Below are 24,070 nucleotides of genomic sequence, written 5' to 3'. Positions count from 1 at the left end.
TTCCGCATTCCGGACCGTCAAAGACCGCCCATACTGCGTCAGACAGGATTTTCAGTTCCGATCATCCGTCCCCGAAATCCTGATATCGTTTTCCAACAGTATACCTGTCTTCCTATCCGGAATTTGTCAAAGCGGGGACGCGAACCCTGGAAACTCATCGGGTTCTTCCAACAGATTCTTCCCTGTTTTTTCGTAAAAATTGGAAATTTTCGCTGATATTTGCAGGATCTGTGAAAACAGAGGAAAAAAAGAATGCGGATCCAGACATTTTCCTGTCGGGATCCGCGATGAATTTTTATAGAAGTGATGTATAAAATCTCAGCCATGCTGTGCCTTTTAGTTTCACAGGAAGTTCCATCGGAATTTTCTATGAAACCAAAAAGACCCGGGAAGATTTCTCTCCCTGGGTCCTCATATGTTCATCCTTACTGTTTTTAAGCAGCTTGTCCATTCTCAGGATCTTATCTGCGGTTCTTTAAGAAATCCGGGATGTTGATCTGAGTCTCGCCGCGCTGTGCCGGACGGTAAACCGGTGCGTTTCCGGTCGGAATATTGTACTTCGGAGCAGACTCTGTTGTAGCTGCTGCCTCAGACGGAACTTTTACGGTCGGAGCAGTTCTCTGGATCGGAGCCTGCTGAGCCGGAACTTTTGTCTTATAGTTTGTAAAGTCCTTCATTGCGCGCTCAACCGGTGTGTTTGCGCCGTGAGCGTCAAGACCTGTCGCGATAACAGTGATCGTTACCTCGTCCTCTGCGTTCTCATCGTACATTGCACCGAAGATGATGTTTGCATCATCACCTGCGAGCTCCTGAACATAACCGGCAGCCTCGTTTGCCTCGATCAGGCTGATATCACCGGAAATGTTGATGATCACGTGGGAAGCGCCCTCGATCGTTGTCTCAAGAAGCGGGCTGGATACAGCCTGTTTTACAGCCTCGAGTGCCTTCTCGTCGCCCTTCGCCTTGCCGATACCGATATGTGCGATGCCCTTGTCTGTCATTACAGTCTGAACATCTGCGAAGTCAAGATTGATAAGACCCGGAACGTTGATCAGATCTGTGATTCCCTGTACAGCCTGAAGAAGGACCTCATCGGCTTTCTTTAATGCATCCGGCATGGTTGTCCGTCTGTCAACGATCTCAAGGAGACGGTCGTTCGGGATTACGATCAGAGTGTCAACTGCGTTCTTTAAGTTCTCGATTCCCTTTAACGCGTTGTTCATTCTCTGTCTTGCTTCAAAACGGAACGGCTTTGTTACAACGCCGACTGTCAGAATTCCCATATCTTTCGCGATCTGAGCGATCACCGGAGCTGCACCGGTACCGGTTCCGCCGCCCATACCACAGGTAACGAATACCATATCGGCTCCCTTTAATGCCTGGGAGATCTCCTCCTGGCTCTCCTCGGCTGCCTTCTCACCGATCTCCGGTTTTGCACCGGCGCCAAGTCCTTTTGTGAGCTTCTCACCGATCTGCATAGCAGTCGGAGCTTTACAGAACTGAAGCGCCTGTTTATCTGTGTTGATACCGATAAACTCCACGCCCATAATATTTTCTTCTACCATGCGGTTTACCGCGTTATTTCCGGCGCCGCCGACACCGATCACAAGAATTCTTGCGGCATTCTCTGCCTCGTTTATCTTAATCTCTAACAAGAATGTCTCCTCCTTTAATATCTATCAATCTATTATATTTTCATTAGCATGGCATAAAAATCCCAAGTTAATCTAACATATATCATATTTGATTTTTTGAAAAATATCAACCTTTAATTTATGGTTTTTTGATGGTTTTTTTTAGTTTTTCTTCACGAAACGGTATGTCGGGCTGGAATTCGTCTCATCGTAAGTATCCAGATACAAAGTACCGGAGAGACCGGAAAGTTCCGGCATGATATCATGAAGTTCCGCGATCTTTCCGTCGAGGCTGTCAGAGTTCCCGAGTTCCACCGTAATATCTCCCATCACAAGCTCCGCCTCTTTGTAGCTGCTGTAATTGATCCTGTCCACCTGGATGCCGCTGACGTTCAGTACCTGCGTCAGATTTAAGATCTCTCCGAAGATATCCTGATCCGCCACAGGAAGCGGCTGGTGCAGGACGATATGTCCGAACTCCAGCCCGGTGATCACCGGAACTCCCGGAAGCTGTTCAGAAGAACTCTCAACGATGATCCCGTCCTTATCAAAGTACATATAGCTGCTCATATAGGAAACGCAGCCCACAACGCTCTTCTCGAAAACAACGACCTCCACCTTCGTGGGACTCTTGAAATTGATCTTGTATTCCTCGATGAACGGAATGGACTTATGTTCCTTAAACCGGTTCTGATAGTAGCAGAACGCAGAATTTCTCGACCATTTCCCGTCAAACAAAAGCGACTCGATCTGTTCCTTTGTATATTGTTTGTTGCCGCTCACTTCCACATCCTTGATGCGGACCGAAAAGATGAGGACGAGAAGAATGATGAGGATTCCCAGAATCACCCCGAGAATGATCCCCTTCTTTCTTCCGCCTCTCCTATGATACATTCCAAAACCGCTGCTGCTCCTTCTCCCGAAATGGATCCCGAAGCCGCGCCTTCCAAAACCAAGTCCTCTTCTTCTAAATAACATTCCTCTCACCCGTTATCTGCCTGATCGCAGCCTGCTGTACCGGGAAGTATTTCCGGTACACAGCCGCCGCATGATCTCTTTTTCTTAAAGAATATTCTCTTCAATGTCCGCTCCCAGTATTCTGAGATCTCTTCCGATATCTTCATATCCGCGCTTTAAGTGTCCCCGGTCCGAGACCACGCTGAGTCCGTCTGCCGACAGAGCTGCGACGAGAAGCGCTGCTCCGCCGCGAAGATCCGGTGTCTCGACAACTCCGGGAAGAAGCGGATATCTTCCTTTTATTATGGCTGTATCTCCGTGAACCGATACATCGGCTCCAAAAGACGCAAGACGCACCGCCGCCTCGAATCTCGCCTCGTATACGGTCTCCCGGATCTGGCTCTCCCCGGTTCCCGACGCCTCCGCCGCGAGAAAGACTGACTGCAGATCCGTCGGAAATCCCGGATACGGTCCGGTATCGATCGTGATCCCGGCCGGGCGCCGTTCCATCACCATGCGGATCCTCGCCTTCGGACCGGCTGCCCCGAAGATCCGGAGTCCGGCCCCCATTTTCCGGAGTGCCTTTAACGGTTCCACCAGGACGACCGGCTCCACTCCGGTGATCTCGATCTCGCCGCCGGATGCCGCTGCCGCCGCCAGGTATGTCCCGGCGCAGATCCTGTCTCCCGCTGTCACATGGTTTGTCGGAAAGAGCTTTTCCACTCCAGTCACCGTGATGGTCCCGGTCCGCTCCCCGCTGATCTTCGCTCCCATGGACCGCAAAAATCCGCAGAGTTCCGCGATCTCCGGCTCCCGCGCACAGTTGAGGAGTTTCGTCGTACCGGACGCCAGCACAGCAGCCATCACCGCATTCTCCGTCGCCCCGACACTCGGATATGGAAAACGGAATGTTGTTCCGCAAAACGTTTCCGCCTTTGCAACCAGCATTCCGCCATCATCAAGTATCTCTGCTCCCATTGCCCGGAGCACATCCAGATGAAAATCGATCGGACGTTTTCCGATCACGCAGCCACCCGGATACCAGGTCGTCACCTCCCCGCCTCTGGAAAGCAGCGGTCCTAAGAGCAGACTGGAAGACCTCATCTTCCCCACTGTCTCCTTCGGGATCACTGTCCCCGAAAGCCCTGAGGCATCGATCATAAGAACATCATCCTCAAAGATCACCCGGCATCCCAGGTCTCTGATGATCTCCGCCATGAGGAACACGTCCGAGATTCTCGGAACATTCCGGATCTCGGTGCATCCTTCCGTGAGGAGACTCGCCGCCATCATCGGCAGTACTGCATTTTTTGAACCCTGGATCTTTATTTTTCCACGCAGAGGCCTGAGCCCCTGAACTTTATATACCTGCAAACCGATTCCCCCGCATATGCCGCTATAAAACAGTATATGCGGAAAAATATTTTTTGTTCCTGTTCTGCGCCTTACATTTTCAGGACGCTTACGCCTGTTCCAGCCGGATCCGGTTGGACACGCTCAGGACCATTCCCATTTCCACCATCAAAAACAGGACCGACGTACCTCCGTAACTGATAAACGGAAGTGTGATACCTGTGTTCGGGATCACGTTGGTAACAACGGCGATGTTTAAGACAACCTGGATCGCGATATGCGCCAGGACGCCTGTCACCAGCATCGCACCGAACAGATCCGGCGCGTTTCCCGCAATGACAAGGAAACGGTACAGCATGAAGAGGAACATGAAGATCACGGCGATCGCGCCGAAAAGTCCCAGCTCCTCACAGATCACCGCAAAGATCATATCATTCTGCGGCTCCGGAAGGAAACTTAATTTCTGGATACTCTGTCCGAGCCCCTTTCCGAGAAGTCCGCCGGAACCGATCGCATAAAGTCCCTGTAAGACCTGATATCCGCCGGACTTCGGGTATGCCTCCGGATTTTTCCATACCAGGATTCTGCTCAGCTGGTAGGAGTGAAGGATTCCCGCTTTCTCCATGGCTATGGCCACAGGGGGGGCGAATACGATCACGACGATCAGCACCACCACGACCAATATAAACGGCCATTTTCTCTTGCATGCGACAAACATCATCACAAAAGCGATCCCGCAGATGATAATACCGGAACTCAGGTTGTTCAGCATGACAAAGAGTGCCAGCGGTCCGAGCAGCACCGCAAGCATTCCCCACACGCGCCATTCATTGATCCGTTTTCCAAGTCTCGTGATGACGACCGCAAGAAACAGGATCATCACGATCTTTACGAGCTCTGCAGGCTGGAAACGCAGAGATCTTGTTCCCAGCCATCTTTTTTTACCGTTTACTGCGATTCCCAGCGGAGTAAAGGTTACGAGGAATTCGCAGATGTAGGATACGACCACTGCCGGAACGGCAAACTTCGCAAAAAAGTGGTAGTCGATCTTTGAGATGATGAGCATCATGATGAATCCCACAACGGCGATTCCTCCCTGACGTATCATATAGTAGGTGGACGGCTGCCCGCTCACCTGCGCATTGTACGCACTGGAGCTGTAGATCATGATCAGTCCGAATGCCGTCAGGAAGATGATGACCACAAGAAGGTCATAATCATAGAAGCGGCGGGCTTTCTTTTTCCGTCTTTCCTCTTCCTGTTCGGGCTCTCCCCGCATCTGCATCTGCTGTCTGCGGAGCATCTCCTGCCTCTCCTGCATTTCCTGGCGCTGCTGCATCAGAAGCTGTTCCCGGCGCTGTCCTTCCTGCTGGCGTTTCGCCCGTTCTCTTTCGATCTGCTGGCGCTCCACCTGCTTTCCGGACATCTGCTGGCGCTGCATTTGCTGACGTTTTGCCTGCTGGCGCTGTACCGCCTGTCTCTGTGCCTGTGCCCTGCCGCCGGCTTTTCGAACCTTTTTTCGAGCCACGCTAAGCCTCCATTACAGGGCGTTGACGCATTCCTTAAAGATCCGTCCACGCTCCTCAAAGTTCTTGAACATTCCCCAGCTGGCGCATGCCGGGGAGAGCAGCACATAATCGCCTGCATTTGCGTAGGAAGCACATACCTGAACAGCTTCCTGCATATCTTCCGCGTACATGATATCGGTGATACCATGTTTCTTCGCGCACTCAGCGATCTTATCTCTCGTCTGACCGATGAGAACGAGATAGCGGACTTTTCCGTCAAAACTCTCGATCCACTCGTCGTACTCGGAATGCTTATCATATCCGCCCGCGATCAGAAGTGTCGGTCCCGGCATCGCCTTGATAGCCTGGATCGCTGCATCCGGGTTTGTTCCCTTGGAGTCGTTATAATAAGTAACGCCGAAACGTTCTCTCACATACTCAATCCTGTGCTCGACTGCCTTGAATTCCTTGCACGCCTCGCGGATCATATCCATCGGGACACCTAAACGGATCGCGATCGCAACAGCTGTCATCACATTCTCATGGTTATGTCTTCCGATGATATTTAATTCGTTGACGTCAAGGACTTTCTCGCTCTTTCCGTCATGACGGTAGATGATGAGATCGCCGTCCATGAAGATGCCCTCGTCGAGCTTCTCCTTGCTGCTGAAGTAGAGGACCTTGCACTTTAAGGTCTTTCCGAACTCTCTGAGGACCGGATCCTCGTAGTTTAATACGCAGGTATCTTCCTCTGTCTGATTTCTTGTAATTCCTTCCTTTACCTGAATATAGCATTCCATCGTCTTATGGCGGTCCAGGTGGTCCGGAGTGATGTTTGTGATCGCGGACACGTTCGGATGGAAGTCCATGATCGTCTCGAGCTGGAAGCTGGAAACCTCAGCGACTGTCACGGACTCATCAGTTGTCTCGAGTGCGTGGGCAGTATACGGATCTCCGATATTTCCTACTACGAATACGCTCTTATAAAACTTCTTCATGATCTCTCCGGTGAGCGCTGTCGTCGTTGTCTTTCCGTTTGTACCGGTGATCGCGGCAAGTTTTCCCTTTGAGCAGTGGTAAGCGAGCTCGATCTCACTCCAGATCGGGATCTTCGCCTCGTCGATCACCGCAACGAACGGTGCCTCAAGCGGGATGCCCGGGCTGATCACGCATAACTCTACCCCTGCAAGGTCTGTCTTTTTCAGTTCTCCGAGAACGATGGTCACTTTCGCGCCTTCGTCAAATTTTGCTTTCAGTTTTTCTTCGGAAAGTTTCTCATTTCCATCATAAAGGATCACTTCGCCGCCCTGGGCAAGCAGAAGTTTTGCTGCGGAAATACCGCTGATCCCTGTTCCTGCAACTAATACTTTCTGTGACATGGTTTCTCCTCCTATATGTTTATAATCCCAGATAGGCAACCAGGCAAAGGATTGCCGTAATGATCGAGAATACTGCGACAACTCTCGTCTCGGACCATCCGCAGAGCTCAAAGTGATGGTGGATCGGAGCCATCTTGAAGATCCTCTTTCCGCCGGTCTTTTTAAAGTATGTGACCTGGATGATCACGGAAAGGACCTCCACCAGGTAGATCAGACCGACAAGTGCGATAAAGATCGGCATCTGCATCATAAACGCGCTGGATGCCACGAAACCGCCGAGAGCCAGGGAACCTGTATCTCCCATAAAGACCTTCGCCGGATATACGTTGAACAGTAAAAATCCCAACAGACTTCCGACTACCGCACCGGTGATCGGGCTGATCCCGCTGTCCTCGCCGATCGCGACCACTGTAAAGAAGGTCGCTACGAGGATCGTCACGCTCGTGCAGAGTCCGTCGAGTCCATCCGTAAAGTTTACGCCGTTGTCTGTACCGAGAACGATAAAGAATACCGCCGGGACAAACAGCCAGCCGAGATTCAGATAATATCCGTTCTCAAATCCGCCGGTGAACGGGATCAGCATTCCTGTTCCCACATCCCCGGAGGTCATCAGATAATAGGTGAAGATCCCGGTAATGATAAACTGACCGATGAGTTTCTGGATCGGATTCAGTCCTTCCGACCGCTTCATGACGATTTTGATGTAGTCGTCCAGGAAACCGATGATCCCGAATCCGACTGTCACGAACAGGATCGGAATGATCCTCGGATAGCTCTTGATATAGAATAAGGATGTGATCACGGTCGCCGTGAGAATAATGAGTCCTCCCATTGTCGGAGTTCCCTGTTTCTTTAAATGGCTCTGCGGGCCGTCATCGCGGACCTGCTGCCCGAATTTCAGGCGGTGAAGGAAAGGGATCACCACCGGGCAGAGCGCCGCGCTGATCGCAAAGGCGATAATGATCGCCAGGATTGTCTCATTTACCATACTGAACCTCATATTTCCAGTTGCACCTCATACTTCCTATGTAAATATCGCGGGACCGGCCTGTTTTTCATCACATTTTCCGGTCTGCCGCGTAAATAGTATACGTCCTTTTCTCTTAATAATCAATCGAAATTTGTATCTGTTCCGTACCTTCACGCCCACGCGCAAAAATTCATTCCGGATCGGCAGGATCCACTCTTTCCACATCCAGATACGGCAGGATATTTGAAAAGATATCCGCGATCACCGGAGCCGCGATCGTGCCGCCGTAATAGATCCCCACCGGCTCATCGATCGTGATCAGGGCGATCACCTGAGGATCATCCGCCGGCGCGAAACCCAGGAAAGAAGAAATATACTTCTTTAAGCTTCTCGGGAGCTTTTCGGATGTCGCCGTCTTTCCGCCGATCCGGTATTCCGGGAGCTTTGCTCGTTTTCCGCTACCCTCCGCTACCACCTGCTCTAAAATATAGCGCATGGTCTCACTCGTGGATCCCGATACGACGCCGGTCCTTTCCGGGTAAGAAAATGTCCTGTAAAACATCCCGTCCGTGCTCTCCGCACTGACCGCGAAGTGCGGTGTGATCCACCTTCCCCCGTTTATGATGGAGGAGGCCGTCGTGATGAGCTGGATGGGTGTGATCTGGAAAGACTGACCGAAGGAAACCGTCGCAAGTTCGACTAACCCCATATTTTCCTTTTTATGCATGATCGTCGCCGCCTCGCCCGGAAGATCGATCCCGGTCTTTCCGAGAAGTCCGAACTGTTCAAAATAGTGGTAGAACGAATCCACGCCGAGTCTCTGTCCCACGTCGATGAATACCGGATTGCAGGAATTCATCGCGCCCTGGAGGAATGTCTCCGCACCATGTCCGCCGACTTTATGGCAGCGGATCTTCCGGTCCTCCACGATCCGGAATCCCGGACAGGAAAATTTATCGTCCAGATGGACCACTCCGGCCTCAAGTCCGGCAGCGGCTGTGATGATCTTAAATGTGGATCCCGGCTCATACGTATCGTTGATACAGCGGTTCCTCCACATTTTGTTCCGCGCATCCTGAAGCTCTGCCCCTGTGAGTCCGCTGCTTTCCCCGCTCAATGAAAACGGGTCGTTCAGGTCAAATTCCGGCGCATTCACCATCGCGTAGATCTCTCCGTTCTGAGGATTCATGATGATGATGGAGACCGCCTTTGCACCTTTTTTCTCCATGACCTGGTATGCAGCCTGCTCCGCGTACTTCTGGATATTCACATCCAGACTCACGGTCAGGGTATTTCCGGGGATCGGTTCCACCCGCTCCTCCGCGGCATTTTGAAGTTCTGTCCCTTTCGCGTCTGAGAGTGCCAGGATCAGACCGTCCTGTCCCTTCAGATATTTCTCGTACATGACTTCCAGACCGATGATCCCCTGATTGTCCGCCCCTGTAAATCCAAGAACTTTGGATGCGAGACTTCCGTAAGGATAATAGCGCCTGTAGTCCTCATCGACTTTTACGCCGGAAAGTCCGAGATTCATGATCTCGTCCCCCACCGACTTTTCCACATTCGTCCGGATGATCTCCCTGGAAGACCACTTTTCCACTTTTTTCCGGACTTCCTCCTCGGAAAGATCCAGGATCCGCGCAAGCTCCCGGATCACTTTCTCCGGCTCCTTCACCTGATTGTGGATCACGGACACCGTGCAGACCGTCCGGTTCGCCGCGATCACGGTCCCGTTCCGGTCCACGATCTCACCCCTGGAGGCCTTGATGGTCCGTTCCCGCTCATGGAGCGCATCCGCCATTTTGCTGTAATGATCCGATCTTGCGATCATCAGGAACCCCAGCTGTCCACATAAGCCTGTCATCAGGAGCGCCGAGATCACAAAAACGACCAGGATTTTTTTCCTGTGATATGTCAGAAATTCCGCCATCTCCAAAACTTTCAATAAAAAGTCTTGGTAACTAATATACGGGACTTCCCGTTTTATCATGCGCAAAAATCCATGTTCTCAGCTTCCGGTCTGCATTTTCCTCTTTCCCGTTCGATCCGCTACATCGCAAGGAATCCGGCCATAGCCCGTTTCGCCCCGGTAAGTCTCTCCTCAAACTGCGGATAAAAATCCTCTTCTTTTTTATAAGGAGACAGGTAAAACTGCCGGATCAGATACAGGCTGATCGTCTTCGCAGCCTGTCCGGACGTATCTTTCCCGATCACGCGCTCCAGATCCTTTAAAAAATAATGCCAGGTACAGACAAAAGCGTCATAGCGCTTTGGCTCCGGCATATCGATCCATTTCCTGACTTTTACTTTGGCGCGGGTCTCCTTCGCACACTCGTAGACCTGTAAAAAATAGCGGAATCCGCCGTCCTCATAGATCCTTCCGAGAGGAAACAGTCGGCAGATCCCCGGACGGTACGCATGGATCGTGCATCGTCCATTTGCGTCCAGAAAAGAACAGGTCTCTTCCTCACCGCTCATTTTAAGGTTCGGGAGAATGATCCCGTCCACCACATTTAACTCCAGCGGTCCCGCCAAAAGCGCCTCAAACGTTTTTCCGGTCCCGGCTGTCATGCGGTACGCGTCAAAAGGATCGAGGACCACGGAGGTCCCCATCCCGGTACAGCAGGCGTGGCAGCCCTCGCACCCGGCGCAGTCCGCCTTCACCATATCATCCAGGCCATAGAGTTTTCCGTCGGAAACCTCTGCCATATCCATCTCTCTGTTCATCGTCTTCTCCCCACGTGGCAAAACACGCTCCGCGCATTTCCCCATTATTGTGACAGCAGCCAGAGCCCTGCGCATTGCGCGGACTCCGGCTTATCGTTTGCGTAATTCCATGCAGCAGGCATAAGCTGACCGGTCTTCACCGGAATTACTGCGCAGCCTGCGTCGTCTCCATCGTCTCTTCCGCTCCGTCCTGCACAGTCTCCGTCTCCTGAACGGCTTCCATGCTCTGGGCTTCCGCTGTGCCCGCATCTGAACCATCGGAAGTGTCCGCCGGCATATCATCCGGCAGCCCGAGACCGTCATCAAACGGGACCACTTCATCCTGCGGTGTTGTCTCCTGCGGGATCACATTTCCGTCAGCGTCCGTCGGCGCTTCTGTCTCCGCCTCAGTCTCTCCTGTTCCGGGCTCCAGTCCGCCTTCATTGTTGTTCGTGATCCCCTCACTCTGGTCCGCGAGACTTGCGTCCTCCGCTGCGGTATCTGTATCCGGGAACACATTCAGGTAAGGAAGAGCCTCCGTCATGATCTTCTGGAAAACCTCTGTAGCGAATGTACTGTGCGCCTGCTCTTTTCCTGGAAGGTTCGGGGTATCGATGACCACATATACAAGAAGCTGCGGATCATCCGCCGGTGCAAAGCCGCAGAAAGATACGAGATAGTTGTGTGCAGAACGCGGAAGCTTCTCCGCTGTTCCTGTCTTTCCGCCGACCCTATATCCGGCAACACGTCCCGCTTTTCCGGTTCCTTCCTCGTCATCGACGGTCATGAACAGTGCATGACGGATAAATTCGCTGGTGGACTCGGATACCGTCTCCCGAACCAGGTTCGGCTCGATCTTTCTGACGACTGATCCCTGATCATTCACGATCTGTTTTACCACATGCGGTTCATAGTAGGAACCGCCATTGATGACAGAGGCGAATGCCGCTGCCATCTGGATCATCGTGCAGTTATAACTCTGTCCAAAAGAGTTTACCGCAAGGTCCGTCGGTCCCATATTGTCGGAATTGTAGATCAGTCCGTACGCCTCACCCGGAAGATCGATCCCGGTCTTCTGGCCCATACCGAATAATTTCTGATATTTCGCAAAGCGCTGGATCCCGAGTTTTGCCGCGATCTGCATCATGACATCGTTGCAGGATTTCATCAGGGACTGCTCTACCGTGAGGATCCCGTGTCCATAGATGCTGACACATTTGATCCTGTATCCGCCGACATCCTGTCCGCCGTCACAGAGGAATGTATCGTTTTGTCCGATCACGCCCTCCTCCAGACCGGCTGCAACTGTCATCGGCTTTGCCGGGGAACCCGGCTCGTAGGTATCGTTTACACAGTAGTTTCTCCACATCTGGTTCCAGGCATCCATCCTGCCTTCATCCGTCATGGCAGCGATCTCCTCCTGGGAGTAGGCGCTGCTCAGATCTCTCGGATTATTCAGGTCGAATCTCCTGTTGGAGGACATGGCAAGGATCTCGCCGTTTCTCGGGTCCATGGCGATGACAGCCGCGGTCTTGCTTCCGATCCCGCTCATCCACTCATCGATATATTTTTCCACGATGCGCTGGATGTTCACGTCGATGGTGGAAACGATCGTGTTTCCGTTCTCGGCGGACTTGATGACCTTCTCCATGTTGGCCTCATCATCCAGATAGCCGTACTCTCTTCCGTTTGTTCCTGTCAGCTGGTCGTTGTAATACTGCTCGATCCCGCCGCTTCCCTGTTTTCCGTTATCATAGGAAAAGCCGATCACATTGCAGGCCAGCGTGTTGTACGGGTAAAATCTCCGGTACTCATCCTCAAACCAGACACCTTTGACCTTCTTTCCGCTGTCATCCTTCGACTTTGCGTAGGCATCATTCAGTTCCTTCTTCTTTGCCTCGAATTCTTCCTTCTTATCCGCAGAGATCTGCTTCTCATACGGCACATAGTAGGAATTCTCGTTTGCGGAGATCACAGCCATCAGGTCCGCCCGGTCGTACCCGAACACCTCGCAGAGGGCGGACACCGTCGGCTCCAGATAGTTATCCTTATCCTGGTTGATCTGATTCGGGTCGAGGATCAGGTTGTAGACCTTCTCGCTCGTCGCCAGATACGTTCCGTTTCTGTCCACGATATCACCGCGGCGGTACGGGATCGTCCGGCTGTCATAGGAGGAATGCTGGTTCAATACGATCTGGGTGTAGTCTGCGTTTTTATCCTTGATCATCCGGTATAAAACAACGACAAGACCAAACAAAGCCAGCGTCGTTACGAGAACCGTAACCGCCAGCTTTTCTTTCATACTCATGGTAAAAACTCTTTTATTATTACCGTTCCGGGATGTCTTCATACTGTCTTACATACTCGCTTTCCGTCTTATTGTATAAGCGGACCTGGTCCTTATTGGCATAAACCATTCCCAGCTCCTCTGTTGCTACCTTATACACATAATCCAGGTCCACCGACGTGTTGATCCTTGTAAGAAGGGCGTCGTTGTCCCCTTTCAGCTTTTCAATACTCTCCTCCAGGCTTTCAATGTGATTCAGTCTCGCCGTCACGGAAGACTGGAGCTTTAAATAGCTCACACAGATATACAGCGTGCAGATCATAGCCGCTGTCAGCAGTAATACGGAAAAAAGATTCATCTGAAGCGCTTTTTCCTGATTTCTCCGAACTGTAACGGTATGGGATGAATTCCGTTTCTTCTGCTTTCTTCTTTCCTGCCCCTCATACTGCGGAGCACGCTCGATCTTGCGGACAGTATTTCCCTCTACATATTCGGTTGCCTGTGGGGCTCTTCTCCGTCTCCTTGCTGCCATACCATCACTTCCTTTCTAAAAATGGCTGTAACTGCTCAGTATCTTCACAGTTATATAGGATTCTTCTTTTGCGATGCTCTCTAGCTTCTCTCAAACACACGAAGCTTCGAGCTCTTTGATCTTCTGTTCTCTTCCAGTTCCTCTTCCGACGGGACGATCGGTTTTCTCGTCACGACACGGCCTTTGCTCTTTCTTCCGCACACGCACACCGGGAAGTCCGGCGGGCAGATACATGGATTTTCATTGGTCCGGAATCTCGTCTTTACGATCCTGTCCTCCAGAGAGTGGAACGTAATAATCGAGAGGCGTCCACCCGGATTTAAGAGATCGATCATCGTGTCAATGGAATCGTTCAACACATCCAGCTCATGGTTCAGTTCGATGCGGATCGCCTGGAATGTCCGTTTTGCCGGATGTCCGCCCTCTGCGCGGATCTTTGCAGGGATCGCACCGCGGATGATCTCCGCGAGCTGCAGTGTCGTCTCGATCGGGTGGATCTCCCGCTCTCTCACGATATGCTTCGCGATATTCTTCGCAAAGCGGTCCTCACCGTAATCACGGATGATCTTATACAACTCCATCTCGCTGTATCCGTTTACGATGTCCGCCGCTGTCTTATCGTTTCTCTGGTCCATTCTCATGTCCAACGGGGCATCCTCCCGGTAGGAGAATCCACGGTCCGCCGTGTCTAACTGGTAGGAAGACACGCCAAGATCCAGGTAAATGCCGTCCACCTTTTCGATTCCAAGGTTAAAGAGCACTTCCCGGATATTTTTGTAGTTGCTTCTGACGATCGTCACTTTATCTTTAAATGGGAGAAGGCGCTCTGTCGCAGCCGCGATCGCGTCCGCGTCCTGATCGATCCCGATCAGGCGTCCGTTTTCGCCAAGTCTCCTCGATACTTCGTATGCATGTCCGCCGCCGCCCAGTGTTCCGTCCACGTAAATACCGTCCGGTTTTACGTTCAGACTGTCGACGGTCTCCATCAGCAGGACTGATTTGTGTTCAAAAATCATATGCCAAGACCTTCCATATTTTCTGCAATTTCTTCCATGTCATCATAGACATTCTTCTCGTTCCAGACTGCCTTATTCCAGATCTCGATCCGGCTTCCGACGCCAACTAAGACAACGTCTTTTTCCAGATGTGCGAATTCTCTTAAAACAGAAGGGATCAGGATCCTTCCCTGCCTGTCCACCTCGCAGGCGCAGGCTCCTGCCAGGAAAAATCTTGAAAACTTTCTGGCATTGGCATTCGTAAGAGGAAGTGCGTGGAGTTTTTCTTCAAAGGATTTCCATTCGGAATTTTCGTACACGAAGAGACACCCGTCCAATCCCTTTGTCACAACGAACTCATCGCCCAGCTGCTCACGGAATTTGGAAGGGACGATCAGACGACCTTTTGCATCGATTGTGTGACTGTACTCCCCTATGAACATGACTCTCCCCGTTGGACGGCGACTGTTTTTTATCCACCGATCCACCATTTTAAACCACTTTTATCCACTTTCCACCACTTCTAATGTAATCTTAGTACATTTACTTTAAAATAGCAAGGAATTTTTCACTTTTTCATGTATAAAAGGAGGTGCGCTTTTTTAGTTATCCACATGCCGGGGAAACGGTGTAAAACCGGATATTTTCAGAGTTTTCCACAGAAAAGATCCCATATGTGCCGGATATAACTGCGCCGGATCCCTCTGCCTGTGACTGATTTCACACCTAAGCAAAGGAATTTTCCTGATGAAATGAAAAAAGCTGCCCATCCGGACAGCTTTTTTCATTTCATCAGGTGTATATTCGATTTTTATGTACTGCGGACTTTAATATCCCGCATCCATATACTCTTCGATCAGCCGGTCAAGCTCCACACTATACCGGTAGATCAGATCATATGCCTCTTTTCCATCAATGCTTCCGTTCAGGCGTTTTCTCGCCTCTTCGATCCGATTTACCAGTTCTTCCCTGCTCTCCATATCAGTTTGCTCCCTTTCTCTGGGCGAACGCTTTTCTCCTGTGGTAGATCAGTACCACAAGAGATACCGTCGCCAGCACAACAGATAACGCCTGGGATACCGCAATCCCGGTACCCGGTATCAGGAGAGAATCCGTCCGCAAGCCTTCGATCCATGTTCTTCCGATCCCGTATCCGGCAAGATAGATACAAAGCATTTCCCCCGTGAACGTTTTCCGTTTGCGGAACCAGAGCATAAACATCAGAAGTCCGAAATTCCACAGTGATTCATAGAGGAACGTCGGATGGACCTGAATGTACTCGATCCCGTTGTCAAGGATCAGATGGTCGAGGAGGTTCTGTGAGATCATGCTTTCATTCACGATACTACGTTTGAGCCGCATGGCAAACAGACAGTCCGTATAACGGCCAAAGGCCTCGCAGTTCACAAAGTTTCCCCATCGTCCGATCATCTGTCCGGTTACAAGTCCGAGGCAGGCGCTGTCTGCCATGGACAAAAAGGAAAGATGGCGTTTTTTCGTAAATACGAGCAGCGTCAGGATCCCGGCGATCACTCCCCCGTAGATCGCAAGTCCGCCTTTCCTTAAATTCACGATCTCCAGCAGGTGGTCTTTGTAATATCCCCACTGAAAGAAAACATAGTAGATCCGCGCTCCGATGATGGAAAAGATAATCCCGTAGAGTGCGAAATCAACATAAATATCCGGATCCTGTCCCCTGCGCTTCGCGTCGGACTGGGCGACCAGAAGTCCCATGATCATACCGATCCCGATGATCAGCCCGTAGTATGCGAAGGAGATCCCTCCGATCGAAAAGCTCTTCACCATATGCGGGATCGTGATCCCGAGGTGAACGAAGCTTACATCTGCTCCTGTCATATCGTATTTTTTCTCCTTTATTTCTTTGGTGAGTTTTATTTTACTCCGAAAACATGCAAAAAGCAAACAGATTCGCCAGACACTCCTCATGTTTATTCGACAAAAGTTGACGATTCCTGTGGAACTTTCCGGTTACTTTTCGCGGGCAGAAATTTTCTGAACTGAAAATTCCGTATGATACCGTTGTGGCCGCGGGTTTTGCCGATTCGGAATGTGAAGCATCGGCAAAATCCTGTTACGGTATATTTTATACTTTCCATTGACATCAATTTTATAAGTTTTTATACTGAAACCATAAGATGTTGGGGTCAAAAGGTTTTGACCCCTTGTGATACCGTATTGTTCCGCACTTCGTGCTCCCACAATACTCGAAAACATTCATCTGAATTTATCCCTTACAAGGAGGAACAGCCATGGACATTCAATCCTATCTCGATACACTGAAATCATATGAACCTTCCATGATCCGGACGCGCCGCGATCTTCACAGACACGCGGAGACCGGCTGGCTCGAATACCGCACCACCGCGCTTCTTATTAAGAAGTTAAAGGAACACGGGATCCCGGTGAAATACGGAAAAGAGATCATCAACAAGGATTATCTCTGGGCTTACCCGTCTGAAAGCGTTCGGAAAAGCGCCATCGACCGGGCGCTTGCAGAGGGCGCCGACCCGGAAATCATCGAAAAAATGGACGGTTTCACCGGTCTCTGCGCCGTGATCGAGACCGGAACGCCGGGACCTGTCCTCGCACTCCGCTTTGATATCGACTGTAACGATGTCACTGAGAGCACCGATGCGGACCGCCAGCCTGTGAAAGACGGATTCTGCTCGATCCATGACGGCTCCATGCATGCGTGCGGTCATGATGGACACGCATCCCTGGGACTCCACACCTGTATCGCGTTGAATGAGATCAAAAATGATCTTTGCGGGACCATCAAAGTCATCTTCCAGCCCGCCGAGGAAGGAGTCCGCGGCGCACAGTCGATCGCGGAAGGCGGGATCCTCGATGATGTGGACTATCTTCTCACCGGACACCTCGGGATGGGATGGAATACCGGTTCCCTCGTCGCCCTCTCAAAAGGATTTCTCTCCACAACGAAGGTCGATGCCGAATTTAAGGGAGTCTCCGCTCATGCTGGAATGTCCCCGCAGGACGGAAAAAATGCAATCCTTGCGGCATGCTCGGCAACTCTCGCCATGCACACCGCCTGCCAGGACTCCAGAGGCGCATCCCGGATCAACGTCGGAACGATCCAGGGCGGAAGCGGACGGAATGTGGTCCCGGCGGACGCCATGATCCGCTTTGAGACACGCGGGGAGACCGCCGATATTCAGGAGCTTGTCCTGAAAAAGGCGATGAACGCGGTAAACGGGGCCGCCGAAATGTTCGACTGCTCCGTGGATACAAAGATCATGGGCAGCGCTTCGAGTGCCGACAGCAGTGCAGAGCTGGAACCGTTCATCAGGGCCGGAGCCGCGAGAATCCCGGAGATCACCAATTATGTAAAGGAAGCCGCTTTCTCCGGGTCTGAGGATGCCACCTACCTGATGGCAAAAGTCCAGTCCCACGGCGGAAAGGCTGCTTATATGTGCATCGGCTCCAATATTGCTGCTCCGCACCACAATGATCATTTTAATTTTGATGAGTCGTCCCTGCTCACGGGGCTGCGGCTTTATGTCTCCACCGTGTGGGAGATCATGCACAGATAGAAGAAGGCAGCACAGACTCCTCTCCATTTCAGTTAGTGAAAGTCAACAACTTTCTTTCAGAACATTGCGCTCTGCGCTCCGTTTCGATCGGCGCACCCCATTGTCTTCCAGACATATGCGCCTTCGAGGAGTGTTTATCTCAGCCGGAGATTGGACGCAGCTGAGACAAATTGGTGTTACTTAACATCCAAAAGATGTGGGAGTTTTATCTGACTGAGACAAATTTTGATCAAAAAAAGCCATGGAATCGTACATGATACGCATTCCATGGCTTTTCTTATATTTCTTTATAACAACTGTTCAGTTCCTGTGATCTTGCAATCCGCACAGGAAGCTTTCGGACTTTCCGCAGCTACTCCATCTGTTATAACAAGCCTGTCATCCAGCCGAAAATTATACGTTAAAGCGGAAGAGAACAACATCTCCATCCTTCATCACGTAATCCTTACCTTCCATGCGGACAAGACCTTTCTCCTTCGCACCGTTGTAGGAACCGCAGTCTAAAAGATCCTTGTAGTTGACAACCTCTGCCTTGATGAATCCGCGCTCGAAGTCGGAGTGGATCTTTCCTGCTGCCTGCGGAGCTTTTGTGCCAACCTTGATGGTCCATGCACGTGTCTCCTTCTCTCCTGCTGTCAGATAGCTGATCAGGCCAAGGAGACGGTAGCTTGCAGCGATCAGTTTGTCAAGACCGGACTCTTTTAATCCGAGGTCGTCTAAGAACATCTTCTTCTCATCATCGTCGAGTTCAGAAATCTCTTCCTCGATCTGGGCACATACGACAAATACCTCACTGTCGTTTTCTGCCGCGAACTTGCGGACAGCCTGTACATGCGGGTTGGAAGCACCGTCATCTGCGAGATCATCCTCACCTACGTTCGCTGCGAAGATCACCGGTTTCCAGGTGAGAAGGTCGAGAGATGCGACAAATGCCTGCTCCTCCTCGTCCTCGCACTCGAAGCTCTTTGCAAGGTTGCCGTTCTCAAGATGTTCCTTTACGGCCTTTAAGATATTTAATTCCTTCGCGAGTGCCTTGTTGGAAGCTGCGCCTTTTCCCATCTTTGCGATCCGGCGGTCGATGAGCTCGATATCTGAGAAGATCAGCTCCAGGTTGATCGTCTCGATGTCGCGGAGCGGGTCAACGCTTCCGTCTACATGGATGACGTTCGGGTCCTCAAAGCAGCGGACAACATGAACGATCGCGTCAACCTCACGGATATTTGCAAGAAACTGGTTTCCAAGTCCCTCACCTTTGGACGCGCCCTTTACGAGGCCGGCGATATCAACGAACTCGATTACAGCCGGTGTTGTCTTCTCAGAGTGATAGAGGTCTGTTAAAAGTTTTAAACGGAAATCCGGTACCGGTACAACGCCCACGTTCGGGTCGATAGTACAGAACGGATAGTTCGCGGATTCTGCACCCGCCTTTGTCAATGAGTTAAATAAGGTACTTTTTCCTACGTTCGGCAGACCGACGATCCCAAGCTTCATTTTATTTTAATCCCTGTTCGAAGAACCTTTCCATGCAGGGCTCTTCGCCTTTCTTTAATTTTCCTGTACATAATTTTTACTTTTTCGATGTAACTCCCGCTTTCCGGCAAAAAAGTCCATCGCGACTATAAATTATAGCATAAGGGCCCTGCTTTGTAAATCTTAACAGGAATTTTTTGCATGACTGCCGCACTGCCTCACATGTCTACCTTGCAAACCAATCCTTCATGCACTGAAGGACCTGTACCAGTTCCTCCTCTTTGATCACATACGGAACCATCGCGTAGAGGTAATTTAAAAATGGACGGCTGAATACACCTCTCTGGTAAGCATACTCCTGATATCCTTTCAGAACGGCCGGATCGTAGACCTCAACGCAGACACATCCGCCCATGATCCGGACTTCCCGGATCCTCGGGTCTGTGAAACCTGCCATCTCGCGGCGTGTGATCTCCTCGATCTTTCTGATCTTTTCCATGTAATTCTGCGTCTCAAACAGCTCGATCGATGCAAGAGCCGCGCTGCAGGCCAGCGCATTTCCCATGAAGGTCGGTCCATGCATCAGGGCATGTTCCGGAACGTCATCGTAAAAGCCTTCAAATACTTTCCGGTTCGCCACGGTAGCGGCATGGCCGATATATCCGCCTGTCAGAGCCTTTCCGAGAACCAGGATGTCCGGAAGGACAAGATCCGCCACGAAGCGGTTTCCGGTCCGCCCGAATCCGGTCGCCACCTCATCAAAGATCAGGAGCACACCGTACCGGTCACAGAGCTCCCGCGCCTTTTTTAAGAATGAGACATCATACATCCGCATGCCTCCGGCTCCCTGGAGGAGCGGCTCCACCAATACACAGTTCAGCCGGTCATGGTATGTCTCAAACGCCTGCTCCAGCGCCGTGATCTCCGTCGGGATATGGACGACATATGGGCTTGCCCCGTACGCCTTCAGCACGAAATGATAATCTTCATCATCCCCAGCTTCCATCGTCTTAAAAGTGTCTCCATGGTAGGCGTGTTCCAGAGCCAGGATCATCGTTCTCCTTTCATCCCCGCGGTTCATGTAGTACTGAAGCGCCATTTTTAACGCAACCTCGACTGCCACACTGCCGGAGTCCGAGAAGAAACAGTAGTCAAGATCTCCCGGAAGCCAGGATGCCAGCTTTTCCGAAAGTTTTCTCGCCGGCTCATGGGTCAGTCCGCCGAGCATGACGTGGGAAAACTTTTCCACCTGGGAGATGATCGCCTGGTTGATGACGGGATTCTTATATCCATGGATCACGCTCCACCAAGAGGAAACGGAATCGATCATTTTCTGATCCTTTGTATACAGGTACACCCCGTTTGCGTCCACGATCTCGTACGGTGCCTTCATTGTCTTTAATTGTTCATATGGATACCAGATCATTTTTCTCTTCTCCTTATCTCATCTTTGTTTCCTGCTCCGCCTGTTTCGCGCTGCATGATTTCCCATCGTCATATAAGGACTTCAATTCCTCCGCCCCGATGGAAAGTTCCGTGTCACCATCCGCCACACAGGCGATGACCGGAACTCCTGTATAAAATTCACACATTTTCCGGTTGTCCTCACAGAGCACGTCTCCCTGTCTGTAGTGGTTTAAAATGATCCCCTTCAAAGCGATCCCCTGTTCTTTGAGGTAATATGCAGTCAGCGCCACGCCGTTGATCGTTCCAAGCCCCGCGTCCGCAACGATCAGGCAGCCAAGGTCACAGGCTTTTACAACATCCGGGAGGCGGAGATCTGCCTCATCGAAGCAGAGCGGACACAGGATCCCGCCGCTTCCCTCCACGGTCACATATTCGTATTTTTCACAGACTTCATGGAACTTTTCCAGTACCGTTTCCATCCGGACCGGATTTCCCTCCAGCCGCGATGCCAGATGCGGGGAGACTGCCGTCTCATAGACGTACGGACACATCTCCTCCAGCGGCTGACAGATCCCCGACATTGTTTTTACCTGAAGAGCATCCCCCGGGATCAGACTGCCGTCCGGGCGCCTCTCATTCCCGCTCATTGCCGCCTTATAGTAGGCCGCGTCCGCTCCGCTCTCCTTCAGCTTTTTCACGATCAAACCAGTCACATACGTCTTTCCGACATCGGTTCCCGTGCCTGTGATAAAAATATTTCTGCTCATCTCTTATCCAAGTCTCCCTTCCCTGATCATCGGGATCATCCGTTTTCCGATCGCCGCAGCCAGAATGCACAGCGCGATATCCCCCGGAACTGCCAGCAAGAAGCAGTATAAAAACAGCGGCCACAGACCGATCGGCGTGTTCAGCACGAAATTACTGATCACATAATAGTAGACCATGCCGAACGCATAGACGATAAAAAGGCCGATGAAATTTGCTGCCAGAAGCCGTCCGTAGCCGGGATGACTTTTCTCATTCGCGATCCGTCCGGTCACATAAGCGGCCGCCGCAAATCCGATGATGTACCCGAAGCTCGGCTGAAAGATGTAGCCAGGCCCGCCGCCCTGCGTAAAGATTGGGAGTCCCGCCAGGCCCAGCACGATGTAGATCACGACCGCCAGCGCCCCGTTTCCGGGGCCGAGAAGAAGCCCGGCCAGCATAGTGAACAGAAACTGCAGGGTAAACGGAACGACCGGAACAGGAACCTTGATAAATGCCCCGACTGCGATCAGCGCGACAAACATCGCGCACAGCACAAGGTCTTTTGTTTTCATACGCTTCAAAATGATTTCCTCCTCAAATACATGAACGTCCCGGCAATCCGGAACATTTTCCCTTGAAATGTCTGAAATCTCCAGCGATCCGGAGCGTCTCAGCTTTCTGCACATGCGCATGCTTTTCCCGTCTCTCCCATACCTTCTGGGACAGCCGCCGCCATCCTCAGATCCCGGGTGGTATCACAGAGAAGAACTGAGAAGGAGCTTATCACAGAATTTTCGCATTGTCAACCTATTGTTTTTATATGGTTGACAATTATATTAAAAAGATACCGACTAAGCTCTATGGCCTACTCGGTATCCTGGTATCATTACGTTTTATCGTTCCTGTTCCCGCGCTCTTCGAACAATCTCACTTCATCCACTCAAACGCGATCCGCGGTGTTCCATCCGGAACGTAAATGATCCCGCATCTCTCAAATCCCTGTTTTTCCAGGGCTTTCTGCATGACTTTATTATGTTCGTGGGTATCGATCCTGATATGGGAGATGTTGGATTTTGCAAAATCCATGATCCGCCCGATGACATTGTGAAGGGTTCCGTCGCTCGCGACACGATGTACCGCGGCGTATGGGGCATCGGATTTCCACTCGCCCTGCTCAATCAGCGCGTAGCATGGGTCTGCGCCGATGATAAAAGCAAAGGCCGCATGGATCTCGCCTGCTTCCTCGAGAACGTACAGATTTCCTGCTTCAATATCCCCCGGAAGCAGACGCTCCGGAGCATCTTCGCCGTCCCACTGGCTGAAATTCCCGTGGTCACGCATGAACTGGCGGGCGGCCGCGTAGATTTCATGGATTCTCGGAAGATCGGCCGGAGCTGCTTTTCTGATCGTAAAGGTATCTTCTGTCATGGATTTCATCCTCCTGCATATGTATATTTTTCACTGGCCTGTTTTCATCATTGTATCACAGCATATTTTGCAAGACAATCTGTCATTTTTTGCGTAAGGACCACAGGGAGGAAAATCCACCGGGATCCTTTGCATCCCGCCCTGTGATCCTCAGTGCAAGTTTCCTGCCACTGCTTATTACTTTACGCAGCAAAAGCGTGAGACTTACTTGCTCTTGTTAAAATATTTCTTCAGTCTTTCCCAGGGCTTACCATGGAATCACCTGTTTTCTGTTCTGTACTTCCTTTGTACTGCTCATAGTATGGTCCAAAATCCGCCTGCTATGCGCGCTGATAACAGGTTCCCTGTTCCATTTTTTCCATGAATCGCATTCCCCGGGCGGTCACATCACCTGAAAAGCTGGAACACACCGCCCGCCGGTTCCATCGCAAACGTCATTTCTTTTTTTGTCACCGGATGGAAAAAAGTCAGCGATGATGCGCAAAGGGCGATCGACTCTCTCTGTCCGCAAAAATTTCCGGCTGATGTTCTTTTTTCTGCCGCCATGCCATACTTCATATCCCCATAAAGCGGCGTTCCATGATACGCCATCTGCACACGGATCTGGTGATGTCTTCCGGTCTTTAATGCAACTTTTACGAGACTCAGCCCTTTTCCGGGCATCCCATTCTCTTCCCCATCGATCGTTTTTAACACCTCATAGGAGAGCTCCGCCTTCTTTGCTCCGGTTATCCCCTTATCCACAACCTGTGAATAATTCCCGTCCGGTGTTTTCACCAGATAATCCACATAGTTATCCACCGTATTCACAGGCTTTCCGTAGACAACTGCCGTGTAGATTTTTTTCATCTTATGGCTCTGAACCTGCTCACTCAAAGCCGCTGCTGCCCGTTTCGTCTTCGCGTACACCATTACACCGGAAACCGGCTTGTCCAGTCTGTGGATAACTCCCACATACGGTTCCTTCCCCGGTGTGCATGATTTGTTGATAACCAGGTGTTTTTTTACCTCACTCACCATATCCGGCGCGAATCGTTTTGCCGCCTGGGATTCCACTCCCGCCGGCTTTACGACGACGATGATCTCGTCATCCTCGTATAATACTTTTAACATCAAAATATTTCC

21 protein-coding genes are annotated in these 24,070 nt (G+C 51.2%); 1 reads left to right on the top strand and 20 read right to left on the bottom strand.

Annotation, left to right across the window (positions count from 1 at the left end; all coding sequences use genetic code 11):
• Nucleotides 1-461: 461 nt before the first annotated feature.
• The 14 genes from ftsZ to lgt all read right to left on the bottom strand — a co-directional run bounded on the left by ftsZ (nucleotide 462) and on the right by lgt (nucleotide 16,178).
• The gene (gene ftsZ / locus V2546_RS04680; RefSeq protein ID WP_118515276.1) at nucleotides 462-1,655 is read right to left on the bottom strand and encodes a cell division protein FtsZ; all 1,194 of its coding nucleotides are present in this window, start codon (nucleotides 1,653-1,655) and stop codon (nucleotides 462-464) included.
• Nucleotides 1,656-1,796: 141 nt separating this feature from the next.
• Entirely contained in the window at nucleotides 1,797-2,612 is an 816-nt protein-coding gene (locus tag V2546_RS04675; RefSeq protein WP_346011271.1) for a cell division protein FtsQ/DivIB, read from the bottom strand.
• Between the two features lie 84 nt (nucleotides 2,613-2,696).
• On the bottom strand, nucleotides 2,697-3,965 hold the full coding sequence (gene murA / locus V2546_RS04670; RefSeq protein WP_329751676.1) for a UDP-N-acetylglucosamine 1-carboxyvinyltransferase: 1,269 nt from the start codon (nucleotides 3,963-3,965) through the stop codon (nucleotides 2,697-2,699).
• 88 nt (nucleotides 3,966-4,053) lie between these two features.
• Entirely contained in the window at nucleotides 4,054-5,472 is a 1,419-nt protein-coding gene (locus V2546_RS04665) for an FtsW/RodA/SpoVE family cell cycle protein (RefSeq protein ID WP_346011270.1), read from the bottom strand.
• Between the two features lie 12 nt (nucleotides 5,473-5,484).
• Complete coding sequence (gene murD, locus V2546_RS04660) at nucleotides 5,485-6,831, bottom strand: UDP-N-acetylmuramoyl-L-alanine--D-glutamate ligase (RefSeq protein ID WP_118299009.1); 1,347 nt, start codon at nucleotides 6,829-6,831, stop codon at nucleotides 5,485-5,487.
• Between the two features lie 19 nt (nucleotides 6,832-6,850).
• Nucleotides 6,851-7,819: a phospho-N-acetylmuramoyl-pentapeptide-transferase gene (mraY, locus tag V2546_RS04655; RefSeq protein ID WP_118299008.1), complete on the bottom strand. Its 969-nt coding sequence runs from the start codon at nucleotides 7,817-7,819 to the stop codon at nucleotides 6,851-6,853.
• Nucleotides 7,820-7,991: 172 nt separating this feature from the next.
• A complete protein-coding gene (locus V2546_RS04650; protein WP_329751674.1) occupies nucleotides 7,992-9,731 on the bottom strand; it encodes a penicillin-binding transpeptidase domain-containing protein in 1,740 nt (579 codons plus the stop codon).
• A 119-nt stretch (nucleotides 9,732-9,850) separates the two neighbouring features.
• Nucleotides 9,851-10,528, bottom strand: coding sequence for a YkgJ family cysteine cluster protein (locus tag V2546_RS04645; protein WP_329751672.1), 678 nt, complete (start codon nucleotides 10,526-10,528; stop codon nucleotides 9,851-9,853).
• A gap of 145 nt (nucleotides 10,529-10,673) precedes the next feature.
• Nucleotides 10,674-12,815: a peptidoglycan D,D-transpeptidase FtsI family protein gene (locus tag V2546_RS04640; protein ID WP_486463561.1), complete on the bottom strand. Its 2,142-nt coding sequence runs from the start codon at nucleotides 12,813-12,815 to the stop codon at nucleotides 10,674-10,676.
• 19 nt (nucleotides 12,816-12,834) lie between these two features.
• The gene (locus V2546_RS04635) at nucleotides 12,835-13,326 is read right to left on the bottom strand and encodes a septum formation initiator family protein (protein WP_118530750.1); all 492 of its coding nucleotides are present in this window, start codon (nucleotides 13,324-13,326) and stop codon (nucleotides 12,835-12,837) included.
• A gap of 80 nt (nucleotides 13,327-13,406) precedes the next feature.
• Entirely contained in the window at nucleotides 13,407-14,342 is a 936-nt protein-coding gene (rsmH, locus tag V2546_RS04630) for a 16S rRNA (cytosine(1402)-N(4))-methyltransferase RsmH (RefSeq protein WP_118299003.1), read from the bottom strand.
• Nucleotides 14,339-14,764, bottom strand: coding sequence for a division/cell wall cluster transcriptional repressor MraZ (mraZ, locus tag V2546_RS04625; protein WP_118322480.1), 426 nt, complete (start codon nucleotides 14,762-14,764; stop codon nucleotides 14,339-14,341). Before mraZ ends, rsmH begins: the two co-directional genes overlap by 4 nt.
• Before the next feature lie 384 nt (nucleotides 14,765-15,148).
• Entirely contained in the window at nucleotides 15,149-15,301 is a 153-nt protein-coding gene (locus tag V2546_RS04620; RefSeq protein ID WP_118530749.1) for an aspartyl-phosphate phosphatase Spo0E family protein, read from the bottom strand.
• 1 nt (nucleotide 15,302) lies between these two features.
• Nucleotides 15,303-16,178 (bottom strand): prolipoprotein diacylglyceryl transferase, encoded by an 876-nt coding sequence (lgt, locus tag V2546_RS04615; RefSeq protein WP_118322479.1) that lies wholly within the window; start codon nucleotides 16,176-16,178, stop codon nucleotides 15,303-15,305.
• A 413-nt stretch (nucleotides 16,179-16,591) separates the two neighbouring features.
• On the opposite strand from lgt, the gene V2546_RS04610 reads away from it, so the two are divergent.
• Nucleotides 16,592-17,893, top strand: coding sequence for an amidohydrolase (locus V2546_RS04610; protein WP_118606182.1), 1,302 nt, complete (start codon nucleotides 16,592-16,594; stop codon nucleotides 17,891-17,893).
• Between the two features lie 393 nt (nucleotides 17,894-18,286).
• Here the strand turns inward: V2546_RS04610 and ychF are convergent, their stop codons facing one another.
• From ychF to V2546_RS04580, 6 genes are all read right to left on the bottom strand, one after another.
• Nucleotides 18,287-19,384, bottom strand: coding sequence for a redox-regulated ATPase YchF (ychF, locus tag V2546_RS04605; RefSeq protein WP_118530747.1), 1,098 nt, complete (start codon nucleotides 19,382-19,384; stop codon nucleotides 18,287-18,289).
• A 205-nt stretch (nucleotides 19,385-19,589) separates the two neighbouring features.
• On the bottom strand, nucleotides 19,590-20,789 hold the full coding sequence (gene bioA, locus V2546_RS04600; protein ID WP_118530724.1) for an adenosylmethionine--8-amino-7-oxononanoate transaminase: 1,200 nt from the start codon (nucleotides 20,787-20,789) through the stop codon (nucleotides 19,590-19,592).
• 13 nt (nucleotides 20,790-20,802) lie between these two features.
• A complete protein-coding gene (bioD, locus tag V2546_RS04595; RefSeq protein ID WP_329751667.1) occupies nucleotides 20,803-21,537 on the bottom strand; it encodes a dethiobiotin synthase in 735 nt (244 codons plus the stop codon).
• A gap of 3 nt (nucleotides 21,538-21,540) precedes the next feature.
• Nucleotides 21,541-22,089: a biotin transporter BioY gene (locus tag V2546_RS04590; RefSeq protein WP_118299020.1), complete on the bottom strand. Its 549-nt coding sequence runs from the start codon at nucleotides 22,087-22,089 to the stop codon at nucleotides 21,541-21,543.
• A gap of 355 nt (nucleotides 22,090-22,444) precedes the next feature.
• On the bottom strand, nucleotides 22,445-22,945 hold the full coding sequence (locus tag V2546_RS04585) for a GNAT family N-acetyltransferase (RefSeq protein WP_118530720.1): 501 nt from the start codon (nucleotides 22,943-22,945) through the stop codon (nucleotides 22,445-22,447).
• A 387-nt stretch (nucleotides 22,946-23,332) separates the two neighbouring features.
• On the bottom strand, nucleotides 23,333-24,058 hold the full coding sequence (locus V2546_RS04580; RefSeq protein WP_118530718.1) for an RluA family pseudouridine synthase: 726 nt from the start codon (nucleotides 24,056-24,058) through the stop codon (nucleotides 23,333-23,335).
• Between the last annotated feature and the right edge of the window lie 12 nt (nucleotides 24,059-24,070).

It is taken from the genome of Clostridium sp. CM74B_53 (genome assembly GCF_036318045.1).
Taxonomy (GTDB): Bacteria; Bacillota; Clostridia; order Lachnospirales; family Lachnospiraceae; genus Pilosibacter.
Note: the sequence above shows the minus strand (reverse complement) of the source record. Positions and strands in the feature narration are given on the sequence as shown.